At 47.4% G+C, this 14612-nt stretch carries 11 protein-coding genes; 4 read left to right on the forward strand and 7 right to left on the reverse strand.

Features of this window, described 5'->3' with window-relative positions:
- Positions 1 to 128 precede the first annotated feature (128 nt).
- Together rpsD and HP548_RS24495 are read left to right on the forward strand one after the other, a co-directional pair.
- Entirely contained in the window at positions 129 to 728 is a 600-nt protein-coding gene (gene rpsD, locus HP548_RS24490) for a 30S ribosomal protein S4 (RefSeq protein ID WP_076288214.1), read from the forward strand.
- 357 nt (positions 729 to 1085) lie between these two features.
- The gene (locus HP548_RS24495) at positions 1086 to 4202 is read left to right on the forward strand and encodes a transglycosylase domain-containing protein (RefSeq protein WP_175383121.1); all 3117 of its coding nucleotides are present in this window, start codon (positions 1086 to 1088) and stop codon (positions 4200 to 4202) included.
- 172 nt (positions 4203 to 4374) lie between these two features.
- Here HP548_RS24495 and acsA read toward each other — a convergent pair whose 3' ends face one another.
- Positions 4375 to 6099 carry an acetate--CoA ligase gene (acsA, locus tag HP548_RS24500; protein ID WP_175383122.1) on the reverse strand — a complete coding sequence of 575 codons (1725 nt, stop codon included), beginning with the start codon at positions 6097 to 6099 and terminating at the stop codon, positions 4375 to 4377.
- 272 nt (positions 6100 to 6371) lie between these two features.
- Between acsA and HP548_RS24505 the strand changes: the two genes are divergently transcribed.
- Entirely contained in the window at positions 6372 to 7004 is a 633-nt protein-coding gene (locus HP548_RS24505) for a GNAT family N-acetyltransferase (RefSeq protein WP_076288211.1), read from the forward strand.
- 150 nt (positions 7005 to 7154) lie between these two features.
- Here HP548_RS24505 and HP548_RS24510 read toward each other — a convergent pair whose 3' ends face one another.
- The 4 genes from HP548_RS24510 to HP548_RS24525 form a co-directional block, all read right to left on the reverse strand.
- Entirely contained in the window at positions 7155 to 7850 is a 696-nt protein-coding gene (locus HP548_RS24510) for a 5'-methylthioadenosine/adenosylhomocysteine nucleosidase (RefSeq protein ID WP_099858263.1), read from the reverse strand.
- A 207-nt stretch (positions 7851 to 8057) separates the two neighbouring features.
- The gene (ccpA, locus tag HP548_RS24515; RefSeq protein ID WP_024631149.1) at positions 8058 to 9071 is read right to left on the reverse strand and encodes a catabolite control protein A; all 1014 of its coding nucleotides are present in this window, start codon (positions 9069 to 9071) and stop codon (positions 8058 to 8060) included.
- A 92-nt stretch (positions 9072 to 9163) separates the two neighbouring features.
- Positions 9164 to 9511: a bacillithiol system redox-active protein YtxJ gene (gene ytxJ, locus HP548_RS24520; RefSeq protein WP_076288209.1), complete on the reverse strand. Its 348-nt coding sequence runs from the start codon at positions 9509 to 9511 to the stop codon at positions 9164 to 9166.
- A gap of 122 nt (positions 9512 to 9633) precedes the next feature.
- The gene (locus HP548_RS24525) at positions 9634 to 10047 is read right to left on the reverse strand and encodes a hypothetical protein (RefSeq protein WP_083678798.1); all 414 of its coding nucleotides are present in this window, start codon (positions 10045 to 10047) and stop codon (positions 9634 to 9636) included.
- 271 nt (positions 10048 to 10318) lie between these two features.
- Between HP548_RS24525 and HP548_RS24530 the strand changes: the two genes are divergently transcribed.
- Positions 10319 to 10846, forward strand: coding sequence for a type 1 glutamine amidotransferase domain-containing protein (locus HP548_RS24530; RefSeq protein ID WP_076288207.1), 528 nt, complete (start codon positions 10319 to 10321; stop codon positions 10844 to 10846).
- A 114-nt stretch (positions 10847 to 10960) separates the two neighbouring features.
- Here HP548_RS24530 and ptsP read toward each other — a convergent pair whose 3' ends face one another.
- Positions 10961 to 12721 (reverse strand): phosphoenolpyruvate--protein phosphotransferase, encoded by a 1761-nt coding sequence (ptsP, locus tag HP548_RS24535; protein WP_076288206.1) that lies wholly within the window; start codon positions 12719 to 12721, stop codon positions 10961 to 10963.
- Entirely contained in the window at positions 12718 to 14598 is a 1881-nt protein-coding gene (locus tag HP548_RS24540) for a glucose PTS transporter subunit IIA (protein ID WP_063565571.1), read from the reverse strand. Before HP548_RS24540 ends, ptsP begins: the two co-directional genes overlap by 4 nt.
- Between the last annotated feature and the right edge of the window lie 14 nt (positions 14599 to 14612).

Below are 14612 nucleotides of genomic sequence, written 5' to 3' on the forward strand. Positions count from 1 at the left end.
TTTTTGTTGCTTTCAGGACAGCGGCTGAACTTTTCTGATCGTCTTATGCGTGGCTTAGCCCGCATCAACAAATTGGAGCGCAAACAGAGCCCTATATGAACTTTAACTAAAAAGGAGCTACTTTAAACATGGCACGTTACACTGGTCCTAAATTTAAATTGAGCCGTCGCCTCGGCATTTCCCTGAGCGGAACAGGCAAAGAATTGAAACGTCCTTTCCCTCCAGGTCAGCACGGAGCTAACCAACGGAGAAAAATGAGCAACTACGGTATGCAATTGCAAGAAAAACAAAAACTGCGTCACATGTACGGTTTGGGCGAGAAGCAATTCCGCACTCTCTTTGCTAAAGCGCAAAAAATGCAAGGTATCGCGGGTGAAAACTTCATGTTCTTGCTTGAGAGCCGCCTTGATAACCTCGTATATCGCCTTGGATTCGCTAACTCCCGCGCTGGTTCGCGTCAGTTGGTATCCCACGGTCACGTAACTGTAAACGGCAAAAAAGTTGACATCGCTTCTTACCAAGTAAGCACTGGCGACGTTATCAGCCTGCGTGAAAGAAGCCGCGGTCTTTCTTCCGTTAAGGAAGCTTTGGAAAACCGTTCGCATCTTCCGGCATACGTAGAATTCAACGATACTGCTCTGGAAGGTAAATTTATTCGTTTGCCTGAGCGTTCGGAATTGTCCCAAGACATCGACGAAAAACAAATCGTCGAGTTCTACAACCGTTAATCGTTGGAATTTCATTAAGCTTCACACCAAACAGCTGTCCGAGATTTTCTCGGCAGCTGTTTTTTTTTATTTTAAGAGAAACAAAGAACAAAAAAATGGAGTTCATGCCCCTGTATCAAATGTATGGAATGGCCTCCTTCCTATAAATAGTCTATTTTCATCCAAACTCGATTCTCAAGACTTCCACGTTTTACTGAAATTCTCCATGACTTCTCATGATATGTAATTCAATTCCGCATGATATATATCATAAACCAAGAAAGAATGGCAATTTTCGACCATTGCTTGTATTTCTCAGGCATGCAAACCAGCCTTTTTATGCTATAATAAGTGCTGTTAAAAGGAGGAAGACACTGAATGGTTGATGTTAATAAGAAAAAGCCCGATGAACAGCCTGCCCGCAAGCGCAGCTTCGCCCGCAGACTGGGTAGTTTCGTCAAATGGATGGTTGTCCTGGGATTCATGGGGGTACTATTTGTAGGCGGTGCTCTGATGGGATACGTCAGTTCCATTGTGAAAGACGAACCCGTCCGTTCAAGGGCGCTGATTGAACAAAAAGTCAGCGAAAACTCCATCACAGGCTTTGCTTACTTTGCCGACGGCAGCCCGATCGGTCAATTACGAACAGAAGAAGACAGGCGTCCGGTCACCTTTGACCAGATTCCGCAGAACGTTATTGATGCAGTCATTTCGATTGAAGACAATCATTTTTACGAACATAAAGGTGTAGACATGAGCGGAACGCTCCGTGCCGTGAAACAGAAAGTGCTAAAAGAATCTGTTCAAACTGGCGGTAGCACACTGACTCAGCAATTGGCCCGGCGTGTATTCCTCAATCTGGATCGAACCGAGGACCGGAAAGTGAAAGAAATATTACTTTCGCTCCGACTCGAACGTTTCCTGACCAAAGACGAAATTATGACAGCGTACCTGAACAAGGTTCCTTTTGGTAACGGCTCCAGTGGATATAATGTATATGGAGTCAAGGCAGCTGCCAAAGGACTGTTCAATATTAATGATTTGAGCACATTAAACACAGCTCAGGCTGCTTATCTGGCAGGATTGCCTCAGCTCCCCTCCTCTTATTCTGCCTTTAATGGAAAAGGCGACTTTGTTGAGGACAATTTTGAGCGTGCAATCAATCGTCAGCATCTGGTCTTGCGCCGTATGCTGGAACTGGGCAAAATTAATCAATCCGAGTATGACGAAGCTCTTGCTTTTGACATCAAGAGTTCACTCGCACCCAAAACCATCAAAGCTTACAATACTTATCCATACCTTATGATGGAAACAGAGCGTCAAGCTGCACAGATTCTAATGCAACTCAATTCGGATAAAGCTGAAGGCACGGATGCCAAAGCGGATACAGCCAAAGCGGATACAGATACACCGCAAAAAGAAAGCAGTGTCCTGCTGGAAGAAGCTCAGCAGCAATTGCGTACAGGTGGATATCGTATCTACACGACGATCAACAAGAGTATCTACAAAACGATGCGTACTATTGCCGAAGATGACAGTAATTTCGCTGCTGACGATCCCGTGAAGGGAAAAGAACAGACTGCTGCCATGTTGATCAATCACAAAACAGGTGCGATTCTCGGCATGATTGAAGGCCGTGATTTCCAGGATGAACAGATGAACTATGCAACCCAGATGGTGCGTCAGCCAGGTTCAACTATGAAACCTATTGCTGCTTATCTGCCTGCACTGGATGAAGGGCTTGTTCAACCAGCTTCCATTATTGATGATTCACCGATAATTCTGAAGGACGGCCAGACCGGATTCCATATTCCGAAAAATGCCAACAATCGCTACCAAGGACTTGTGACTGCCCGTAGAGCACTCAACTACTCGCTGAATGTTCCTGCGCTGAAGCTGTTCAACGAAGATGTTGGTATCGACAAATCATGGGCCTTCGCCAAGAAGCTTGGGATTACCACCATCCAACCGATTGACTACCAAGCCCAGACTGGTGTACTTGGAGGACTTCAGTACGGTGTTACCGTTGAAGAGCTCACCAATGCCTATGGAGCCATTGCCAACAATGGTGTGTACAATGATTCCTATATGATTAGCAAAATTGTAGACTCAAAAGGAAATATCGTATATAAACACGATGCAGAACCTGTTCAAGCTTTCTCAGAACAGACGGCATACCTGATGACAGATATGCTTCGCACCGTTATTACAGAAGGTACAGCTGATAAAGTTCGTGAAAATTACAAGTACTCCAAGAGTGTGCCTATCGTAGGCAAAACGGGTTCAACTCAAAACTACGCCGATGTTTGGTTTGAAGGCTATACGCCGGATGTCACGTTGGGTGTATGGGTTGGATACAAACAGCCGGTAAACACGCTGGAGACAAGATCACAGAAGAAACGTGCACAGCAGCTGTGGACGCAAATCATGAATCAAGTCATCGCTACTGACAAAGAGATGTTCGTAACCGATTCGTTCAAGAAACCATCTGGGATCGAGACACGAACCGTATCCGCTTATAGCGGCAAATTGCCAACATCTCTGACTGACAGATTTGTCACTGATATTTTCAATAGCAAGTTTGTGCCGAAGGATAGCGATGATGGCGTCGCAAAAGCCAAATATATCACTTACAATGGTGTCAACTACATTCCGCGTGATGAAACACCTGGAGATATGACAAAAGAGAAAACGGTCGTTAAGCGCAAGAAACCGATCTCTGATCTCATCAAGGAACTGCAAAGTGCATTCTCACGCATGAGTCGTCACGAATCACTTGCATATTACCTGCCGGAAGATGCCGATGCAGACATGCCGACACAGATCGATCCAAGAACCGATAACGGCAAAGCACCGGATGCACCAGGCAATGTGAGAATTTCCGTTGCCAATGGAAACGCCGTGATTACGTTTAATGCAACACCGGAAAGTGATGTGGTTGGTTATCGCCTGTATCGCTCAGTAAATGGCGCCGGATTCCAGAATCAGGGGCAGGTTGTCCTGACAGGTGAGTCCAGATCATTTACCGCATATGCACAAGGTGGAAACTTTGCGTTCTACGTCACAGCAGTAGATGTAGCGGGGCGTGAGTCCGCTCCTAGCGCAGCAGTTAGCAGTGCGGGAATGGTAGAGCCTCCTGCAGATGAAGAAATAAATGAACCGATTAATGTTCCGGGAACAGTCGTTACACCGGAAGACTCTCAGAATGAGAATCCAGAATCTACGGCTCCGGCTACGCCGGGCCAAGTGACCGTGTCGGCGCTTTCCCAAGGACTGCGCATTCAGTGGGCCTCCAATCCGGAATCGGATGGCGTTCAAAGTTATGCTGTATATTTTAGTGAAACAGGGGCAGCCCCTTACACCAAAATTGGCACAACTTCAGGTACCTCCATGGACTACGGAGTGCCTGCATCCACCAGTGGATGGTTCAAGGTATCCGCCAGCAACAGCATAGGCGAATCCGAGCCGTCCGGAGCCGTGCATTTCCAACCGTAATACAGAGTTACCATAGCTCCACTCTTAACCCCATTCTCGCATCATGAGGATGGGGTTTTGTTATTCGTGCATAATCCAAAGTAAAAAAGCCTGATCCGTAAGTGAGACACGGATCAGGCTTTTTATTGGAATCATGGGGCAAGCAGACACGTAGCATCTGCTGGTTTATACTTTAGTCTTCAATGGTCGATAGATCGCCTGTCGGCAGATCCAACTCCCAAGCTTTCAACACACGGCGCATAATCTTGCCGGAGCGGGTCTTGGGCAGTTTATCCTTGAACTCAATCTCACGCGGAGCGGCATGAGCAGACAAGCCTTCTTTTACAAATCGATAGATCTCTTCCTTCAGCTCCGGTGTCGGCTCATACCCCTCACGCAGTGCCACAAAGGCCTTAATGATCTCTCCGCGAGTTACATCCGGTTTGCCGATAACGCCCGCCTCTGCTACCGCAGGGTGCTCTACGAGCTTGCTCTCCACTTCAAAGGGGCCAATGCGTTCGCCTGAAGAGTTAATGACATCATCAATCCGGCCCTGGAACCAAAAGTAGCCATCTTCGTCCATATAAGCGGAATCACCGGATACATACCAGCCAGAAAGTCGGAAGTACTCTTCGTATTTGGCCGGATTATTCCAGATCTTCGCCATCATGGACGGCCAGGAAGTACGAATAGCCAGGTTACCCATACTGTATGGCGGCAGTTCCTGTCCTCGATCGTCAATAATGGCGGCTTCAATTCCCGGTAATGGACGACCCATGGAACCTGGTTTGATTGGCATGCCCGGGTAGTTACAGATAAGCTGGGCACCCGTCTCCGTCATCCACCATGTATCGTGAATTCGCTGTCCATAGGCTTTCCAGCCCCAACGGACCACCTCGGGATTAAGCGGTTCGCCAACAGACATGACGTGACGGAGACTGCTCAGATCATGCTGGGCAATGGTCTCTTCGCCCGCTCCCATCAACATACGGAAAGCCGTCGGCGCACTGTACCATACGCTAACTTTATTTTTCTCAATGGTGCTGTACCAGTCTCCTGGACTAAATCGTCCCCCGCGAATAACGTTGGTCACCCCATTCAACCAGGGTGCAAAGATCCCGTAGGATGTACCTGTGACCCAACCCGGATCAGCTGTGCACCAGTATACGTCATCCTCGCGCAAATCCAGAACAACTTTGCCGGTGTAATAATGCTGAATCATCGCATTCTGCACATGATATACACCTTTCGGTTTACCTGTAGAGCCGGATGTATAGTGAATCAGCAGACCGTCTTCGCGAGTCAGCCACTCCACTTCCATATCATCCGAAGCTGCCGACATCTCTGCATCAAAGTCGATGAGTCCTTCTTCCGTCTGTGGACCACCACCCACAACAAAGATATGCTTCAGTTCCGGCAACTCGGAACGTTTGATTCGTCCCAGCAATTGAGGGGTCGTCACCAGGGCTACAGCTCCGCTATCCTCCAGTCGGTCTTTCACCGCAGTTTCCATAAAGGCTTCAAATAGCGGACCTGCAACAGCCCCAACCTTCAATATGCCCAACAGACTAAAATAGAGCTCAGGACTGCGTGGCATAAAAATAAATACCCGATCACTTTTAGCAATGCCATATTTACGCAGGACGTTACCGAAGCGACTCGACTGCTCACTCAAGTCAGCAAACGTGTATGCCTCTTCACGCGAAGCATCACTGTATAATAGCGCCGTTCTCCCGCCTCTTCCTTCCAGCACATGACGATCTATCGCTTCATGCGCCATGTTGACTTTCCCGCTGGCGTGCCACGTAAAGTGCTTTTCAACCGATTCCCAATCAAACCGGCTTCGGGCCTCCGTGTAATCGCCCAGATTAGATTCAGACACAACCGTTTGCAGCATCTCACCATGTGCTTGACTCATGCTTGCCAGCCTCCTTCAACTCGACATTTCGATTCCCAATATGGGTCACTTCTGATTGCCTTTGTGTTGACTGAACTTCCAGTTAGCGCTTACATTAGTAGAGAGAACTTCTCATCATGTACTTGCCCAGGCCAAACCGATGAACCCAAACTGCAGTTGAATTGTGAACATTTTTTGTCTACGCAATTATAGCAAATCTTTTCAATCATCGTCTATGGCTTTTCAAATTTTTGGTTTTTTGCTATAAGTAGGGGGAGAGAGGAGCATGAACTATGGAGCATATTAAGGAGCATCATATGCGTTCCATCTTCAAGTCCGGCCACCGAATCATCATTGAGGGACCAGTTCAGGCCGAGACGATTACGCAGCTTGAATTTCATTCCGATCTGGATGCCTTCCGGCGCCCTTCGGAACAACAGGAGGCATTGGCCGAAATTGCCGCTTTGCCTGAAGGTCGAATCATCATTGCACGGGAGAATGAAACCATTGTCGGTTATGTGACTTTCCATTATGCAGATGAATGCGAACGTTGGTCGGAAGGCAATATGACCGATCTAATTGAGCTGGGCGCCATTGAGGTTGCGGATTCCTATCGCTCTCTCGGGATCGGGCGCGAAATGCTGCTCACCGCGTTTGAAAATGGACAGATGGAGAAATATATCATATTCACAACGGAATATTACTGGCATTGGGATTTGAAGGGCAGTGCCCTTTCCGTATGGGATTACCGCAAGATGATGGAAAAATTGATGCAAACCGTAGACATGACTTGGTACGCCACCGATGATCCCGAGATTTGTTCACATCCAGCGAACTGCCTCATGGTCCGCATTGGCAGCCAAGTACCCTTGGAATCGGAAGAACAGTTCGACCGCGTTCGATTCCGCCATCGGTTTATGTACTAATCACGAACTCACATGGATGATTTCCGAATGCGTATACATAGAAAAACCGCCTCTTCGCGAACAGGTTCATCATGGATGATCTGAAAGGAGGAAGCGGTTTTTGTTGTTTTTGAGCCTATACCATGCTCAACACGCGTATACCTTATGGGGTTACATATGTTCCAGCATATGTTCCACAATACGGTGAGAGCGCTGGGAAGACTCCACAGTAAACTCGGCAAAGTTCACATGTGCTGATCCATCTGCTTTGTCAGACATTGCGCGAAGTATAACGAACGGAACACGGTTCATGAAGCTTACTTGCGCTACGGCAGCTCCCTCCATCTCCGCACATGCCCCATTCATTTCGGTATACAGCATTTTCACCGTATCCTTGTTTGCAATGAATTGATCTCCTGACAGCACTTTGCCGATCAGATAGTTCGCTCCTTGCGCTTTGCAGGCTTCTTCAGCTAACGCAATAAGGGATGCTTCCGCCGGAAAGGCGGACGTCTCCTGGTAAGGAATAACCCCGCGCTCAAATCCAAGTGGAGTCACATCCATATCATGCTGTACACATTCGGACGAGATGACCATATCTCCAATGTTCAACTCCGGATTAACTGCACCCGCAACACCCGTGAAAATAATACGGTTAACCTGAAAACGATCAATTAAAATCTGTGTCGTCACAGCTGCATTTACTTTACCCACGCCTGATTTGCAGACCACAATCTGTTTACCCAGCCATTCACCTGCGACATAGGTAATACCGGTTTGTTTTACAGTCTCTAGTTGCTTCATACCAGCTAAGAGAAGTTCTACTTCCTCATCCATTGCACCAATGATACCGATCGTTTCACGCATGTTATGACCTCCTATATAGCATTCTGCATGCAAACCTGGACTCGTTTCCCTCCAAGTATGTTTTTAGTCTACGTCCAAAACCCATTCAGCACAAAAGCTCCGTTTCCGGAGCTTCCGTCATTCCACTATGTAGAGAGAATGCCTTCTCCCTTTCTTAAACCATTTCCATTTCAATCGGAAATGACGATGAATCATCCAAGCCTGTATTTAAACTACGTCTGCATGGCTTACAGACAGACGAAGAATCGTTTCATGCGGCAAAATAACCCGTGGGTTTTCCACATTTTCTTTCTTCATAAGCTTGGTCAGCAAACGCATTGCTACAGCGCCCAGGTCATACATCGGTTGAGCTACAGTAGTCAACTGAGGGCGGACCATGGAAGCCATACGAATGTTATCCACACTGATGATGGAGAAGTCATCCGGTACCTTCAGACCTTCATCCTGAATGCTGTGAATAGCACCAATTGCCATCTCATCTGTTGCAGCAAAGATTGCCGATGGTTTTTTCTTCAAACCGAGGAAATACTTCATCGCTTCCACACCAGACTCATAACGATAGTTACCAATGCGTACGAGATCCTCCTGATATTCCATACCTGCTGCTTCAAGCGCTTTCTTGTACCCTTGGAAACGAGCATAACCGTTGGCAGGATCTTGCAGTGTACCACTGATCATTGCGATTTCCTTGTGTCCATGACGGATCAACGTATTTACAGCGTCAAATGCCGCTGCTTCATGATCGATATCTACAGAAGGGTACGTGCCCTTCTCGTCACTTGTTGCACAGAGAACAATCGGCACAGCCGCTGATTGGAACGCCTGAATATGCTCGTCCGTCACAGTTCCACCCATGAAGAGCAGACCGTCCACTTGTTTCTCGAGCAACGTGTTAATTACACGAATTTCTTTTTCTTTCTTCTTATCCGCGTTACACAAAATAATGTTGTAGTGATACATATTCGCAATATCTTCAATTCCGCGGGCAATCTCTGCAAAGGTTGAGTTCGAAATGTCCGGAATAACGACCCCGACCGTGGTTGTCTTCTTGCTCGCCAAGCCTCTGGCTACCGCATTCGGACGATATCCCAACCGATCGATGGCTTCATATACTTTTTTGCGTGTCTGTGGCTTAACATTAGGGTTATTATTAACAACCCGTGATACCGTTGCCATAGAGACACCGGCCTCACGTGCCACATCATAAATGGTTACCGTCACAGTACTTCTCTCCATTACCAGTAAATTTTCATACCATTTTCATTAAGATTTATATTACGACAAATTTATGCATTAATCAATTAAAATAGGCTTTAGGACTCACGCAGTGCATTCGTGATTGTGGTTGAAGTAATATTCGAGTGGGAAGTATGCCATACAGGAATTCCCTTTTTGACTAGAATCGCCTGCGGAGATTCGTGCTTAACACCCAGCTTGTCCGCTGCTTCATTGGACACAGGGCGATCTTCCACTACATAAATGATACCGTATTTCACTTGTTCACTTGGACTATTTTGCAAATAATCGTTCATCTCCTGATAAGCATTCGCGCTGATCGGGCAGCGTGTACTGTGCTTAAACAGAAGCAAGGGTTGATCCTCGGTAGCCTCCACTGCGGAGTTTAGCTGTTCAATACTTGTCATTTTAGTCATGTCAGCCATTTGATATACATCCCCCTTTACCAGGATTACCGCTATGTTGAGCGTTTTCACTCTACGATATCTTAACAAAAAGCGGGCGAAAAAGCCAATTTTCATGAAAACAAGCATTTTGCACGTCAAAATTAGACAGCATTCGAGAAGTGCGCCTGCCATACAAAGCCGGATAATTGACCTAATCTACGCTGTGTTGTCTCGATCCATTCTTGATCATTAGATTTCTGAGCATAGCCCATAATATCCAGCAGAAGGTTAATTCTCTCCTCCACAGCACGTTGCATCCGATGCTCCATCTCACGATCCGAAGCGTCCGGCCAGGCCAACAATTGTTCATGGAAGAGGTCCGCAAGTTCATTACGCGCTCCAAACGATACATCCTGTTTCGCTGGCTGTTCGCCGAGTGTACTGATGCACTCTTTCAAATCCGGCTTGACCGGCTGAAGTACCTCATAGGAAACACAGTCTGTACAAGCAAATACAGGTACGTTACGAATCTCCACCTTTTTGGCATATACCACCGTTCTTAATTCCAATTCCATTACATGTCCGCATCTGCACGTCTTACGCACAGTCATCACCTCATTCGTTCTATACTCTTATATAGATACCATTCGACCTATTTCCGCTCAAATCCTGCTATAAACCATAGGTTGCACAAATTACCACCGTCTCCAGAAGAAGGTTGTCGAATGTAGGCATTCATTGAGTTGTAATCGCTTCCCTTCTGGCGAGATTGCATGACGATGAAGTCACCATGAGAATCTGTTACAATAAAGACGCTATGTGCTAATTACCGCAAAAGGAGAGATGATGATGAGATTAACAGGCAAAAAAGTCATCGCCCTGGTCGATGAAGAATTCGAAGATCTAGAACTGTGGTATCCGGTGCATCGTGTCCGTGAAGAAGGTGCTGAGGTGCATCTCGCCGGAGAGAAAAAAGGCAAAACCTACATTGGTAAATATGGTGTTCCCGCCGAAGCGGAATACAGTTTTGATGAATTGGATAGTTCAAACTATGATGGTATTCTTGTACCCGGGGGCTGGGCACCAGACAAGCTTCGTCGCTACCCCAAAGTACTTGAGCTCGTCAAGGAAATGCATGCGGATCGTAAGCCGATTGGACAGATCTGTCACGCAGGCTGGGTACTGATATCCGCCAAAATACTGGACGGGGTTACAGTCACATCTACACCGGGTATCCGGGATGACATGGAAAATGCGGGAGCCATCTGGAAAGATGAAGCCGTTGTTGTGGATGGACACATCATTTCAGCTCGTCGTCCACCTGACCTTCCGCCATATGGCAAAGCATTCTGCGATGCACTTGCTGAAAAATAAAACAAACCCCCGCGCCAATGGCGTGGGGGTTTTATCGTTAAAATAAGACTATTTTCCAAAATTGTACAAAAGTTAATATTTTCACTTAAAGGTATTTATTTGAAAATATCCCATTCAAGATGCATTCGATCCACTCTGTTCATCTGGACTGCCCATCGAATCATTGAAGACCTGTAGGCGCTCTTCGATGTCTGCACTTGTCCGCAGAGTGAAGCAATCATGGGCTGCCTCTTTGGCAGCCGCAGCCGTCGTATTCAATACCCTGTGCTTCACACGCAGCAAGGATTGTGGAGACATACTCAGATTGCTAATCCCCAGCTCCAGCCATAGGGGAATCGAACGCTCATCTCCTGCCATCTCTCCGCAAACACTGACATCAATGCCTGCCGTATGTGCCGCATCGACTGTTGCGCGAAGCATGCGAAGTACAGCCGGGTGATACGGATGGTACATATGTGCGATCTGCTCATTCATTCGATCGACAGCCAGTACATATTGTACTAGATCATTGGTACCTATGCTGAAGAAATCAGCTTCTTCGGCAAGCAAATCGGCGATCATCACCGCTGCCGGAACCTCAATCATGATGCCCACCTGAATATGCGGATCATACGGCAATTTGCGCTCGTCCAGATCAGACATCGCTTCACGCAGGATTTCATTGGCCTCCTGAAGTTCTTCTACCGAAGAGATCATCGGATACATAATTTTGACATTGCACGCAGCACTGGCCCGAAGAATGGCTGTGAGCTGTGTTTTGAACAGATCTTTACGGTCCAGACTGATCCGAATCGCACGATATCCCAAAAATGGATTATCTTCTTCTGGCAGTTCAAAATAGTCCAGCTGCTTGTCACCACCGATATCGAGCGTACGAATAACGACAGACTGACCAGCAGTTTTCTCAGCAACAAGACGATAGACCTCATACTGTTCCTGCTCACCCGGGAACGTAGCACGGTCCATGTATAGGAACTCTGTCCGGAACAACCCCACACCTTTTGCCCCATGTTTCAGCGCCATATCCAATTCCTTGACGGAACTGATGTTAGAAGCCAGATGCAGCACGGAACCATCTTTGGTTACGGCATCCACTGTTGCAAGTACCTGCAGCTGTTCTTTTTTCTTCAATTGTTTGCTACGAATCATCGTGTACCGTTCAATTGTCTTCCGATCCGGCTCCGTAAATACGAGGCCATTATCTCCGTCGACAACCAGCATATCTCCGGTCTCCACCGGCATGCCAAGACTCGCTTCCAAACCGGAAACGAGAGGAATGCCAAGAGCACGAGCCATAATTGCCGAATGTGATGTTTTGCCTCCGATAAGTGTCACAATGCCCAGCACGTGGCTTGGATTCAAATGCGCCAATTGAGAGGGAGACAGCTCTTTGGCCACGAGTATATAAGGCTGGGTATCCGATGGAAGCGTAATTTCCGGTGCACCCAGCAGATGCTTTAATAGACGGTTCCCCACGTCCTTGATGTCAATGGCCCGCTCCTTCATATACTCGTCTTCGAGCAGATCAAACATGGTGACAAAATGATCAATAGCCTCTTTGACGGCTACTTCTGCCGCTTTGTACTGCCGTTCAATAATGCCTCGAATTTCGTTCATGAATACCGGATCTTCCAGAATGGCCAGATGCGCATCAAAGATGCTGGACTCTTCAGGACCGACCACTTCCTTGAACTCGTTCTTGATATATTCAATCTCATCCTTGGATGTCCGTATGCCCTCGTACAGCCGTTCGAACTCTTGGGCGAGATCCACCGAATCCATCTTCTGATCCGGCAGATCCCATTCCCAACTGGGCAGGACAAATGCTTTGCCGATGGCTATGCCTGCAGCGCCGTTGATGCCTTGTATCTTCATTCTACCCCTCCAACGTTCCTGTCATAGAGCACCACGGACATAACGGATGCCTGACCTTTCTTAACTTGCTTAAATGGAGCAAAGCTCCATGATTTGACACGATCGGGATTCGTGATAACCATCGGTGTCGTCAGCGATGCCGCCTCCGCTCGCAATACAGCCAGGTCAAACTTGATTAACAACTGACCCGGCTCCACCGTATCCCCTTCCTGAACAAAGGCTTCAAAGTGGCCTTTCAGTTGGGATGTGTCAATACCGATATGCAACAGAACCTCAAGTCCCTCCCGGGTTGATATGCCCAGTGCGTGCATCGTCGGATACATGTGCATAATCGTTCCATATACGGGTGAGACCAGCTCTCCTTTTTCCGGAACAAAGGCTACTCCATCACCCACAAGCTTGGCTGCAAATATCTGATCCGGCACCTCTTCAATTGGCAGCATTTTGCCCTGCACAGGAGCACAGAACAGAACTTGTTGCAGATCCCGTTCGAGCAGCTTCGCAATCTCTTCCCGGATTAATTCCGAATAGGTGCCGAATACCACTTGTACGTTACCGCCACCCAGCTTAATGAGCCCTGCCGACCCCATACTCTTCATTGCACCTGTATCGATTAACCGATCATTATGCACGGTGAGTCGAAGTCGTGTAATACAGGCCTCTACCTGTACAATGTTTTCTTTCCCGCCCAATGCTTCCAAAATGAGAGGAGCTTGATAAGGAATGTTACCTACCCAATCTTCCAGCATGGACCCCTCTTCGCGTCCTGGAGTTGGAATCTTGAACGTACGAATCGCCCACCTAAACAGGAAATAATAGACCAACCCATATAGTATGCCAATCGGTATGAGCTTCCAAGCATTTTCCGATAGATGGAAATTGAGTATGTAGTCAATAATGCCAGCCGAGTAGGAGAATCCATGACGTATATCAAGCCAATAACTGATCCACATCGCAAGTCCTGACATGACTGCATGCACGATGAACAGATAAGGTGCCGCAAACAAAAAGGCAAACTCAATCTGCTCCGATACCCCTGTCAGAAAACAAACAAGTGCGGAAGTGAGAAATGTTTTTTTGATTTTCGGCTTCAGGTCTTCCCTTGCCTCCTGAATAATCGCAAAGGCAATCGCTGGAATCGCAAACATCATGATCGGGAATAACCCGGCCATAAAATACCCTGCTGTCGGATCACCCGCAAAAAATCGCGGCAAATCCCCTTGCACAATATTGCCGTCTGCTGTTTCATACGTCCCCAGTTGGAACCAGAACACATTGTTAAGCAGATGATGCAGGCCGAATGCCACCAGCACCCTGTACAAGACCCCATATATAAACAGCCCAAAACCGCCGAGACTGTATTCCCAGGTAGCGATGGCGTTCAATGCATGTTGTAGAATGGGTGCGATCCATAACATAAAGAAAGAGAACAGTGCCGAGCACAGCCCTACGATGAGCAAAACAAACCTTGAACCACCGAAAAATTGTAAAATTTCGGGCAATTTAATACTTTTGAAGCGATTATGCGTCACCCCGGCAAGTGCACCGAGAATAATTCCGATTAAGGAAGCAGGTTGAACGGTGCCATCCCCGAAATTGCGAGTCACCTGATCATATATCACAATACCAGCCAGAGCAGCGAGTCCCGCTTGTCCGGCCTGGTTGGAGAGTCCCAGCGCTACACCGACAGCGAACAAATACGGCAAAAAATAAAAAATACCGTGTCCGGCCACGGTAGACACTTCACCAACAACTTTCAATCCCCAGGCGTCCCAGGGCAAACTGCCAACACTCAGCAAAATTGCGGCGGCGGGCAGGACCATTGTAGGCAGCATTACCGCTCGTCCGAGCTGCTGCAAGGATCCGAGCCAATTCATGGCGACCTCTCCTT

The organism is Paenibacillus taichungensis (genome assembly GCF_013359905.1).
In the GTDB taxonomy this organism is placed as follows: Bacteria; Bacillota; Bacilli; order Paenibacillales; family Paenibacillaceae; genus Paenibacillus; species Paenibacillus taichungensis.

Coding starts and splice junctions, on each gene's coding strand:
- rpsD (WP_076288214.1), top strand. CDS start 129: ATGGCACGTTACACTGGTCCTAAATTTAAATTGAGCCGTCGCCTCGGC.
- HP548_RS24495 (WP_175383121.1), top strand. CDS start 1,086: ATGGTTGATGTTAATAAGAAAAAGCCCGATGAACAGCCTGCCCGCAAG.
- acsA (WP_175383122.1), bottom strand. CDS start 6,099: ATGAGTCAAGCACATGGTGAGATGCTGCAAACGGTTGTGTCTGAATCT.
- HP548_RS24505 (WP_076288211.1), top strand. CDS start 6,372: ATGGAGCATATTAAGGAGCATCATATGCGTTCCATCTTCAAGTCCGGC.
- HP548_RS24510 (WP_099858263.1), bottom strand. CDS start 7,850: ATGCGTGAAACGATCGGTATCATTGGTGCAATGGATGAGGAAGTAGAA.
- ytxJ (WP_076288209.1), bottom strand. CDS start 9,511: ATGGCTGACATGACTAAAATGACAAGTATTGAACAGCTAAACTCCGCA.
- HP548_RS24525 (WP_083678798.1), bottom strand. CDS start 10,047: ATGGAATTGGAATTAAGAACGGTGGTATATGCCAAAAAGGTGGAGATT.
- HP548_RS24530 (WP_076288207.1), top strand. CDS start 10,319: ATGATGAGATTAACAGGCAAAAAAGTCATCGCCCTGGTCGATGAAGAA.
- ptsP (WP_076288206.1), bottom strand. CDS start 12,721: ATGAAGATACAAGGCATCAACGGCGCTGCAGGCATAGCCATCGGCAAA.
- HP548_RS24540 (WP_063565571.1), bottom strand. CDS start 14,598: ATGAATTGGCTCGGATCCTTGCAGCAGCTCGGACGAGCGGTAATGCTG.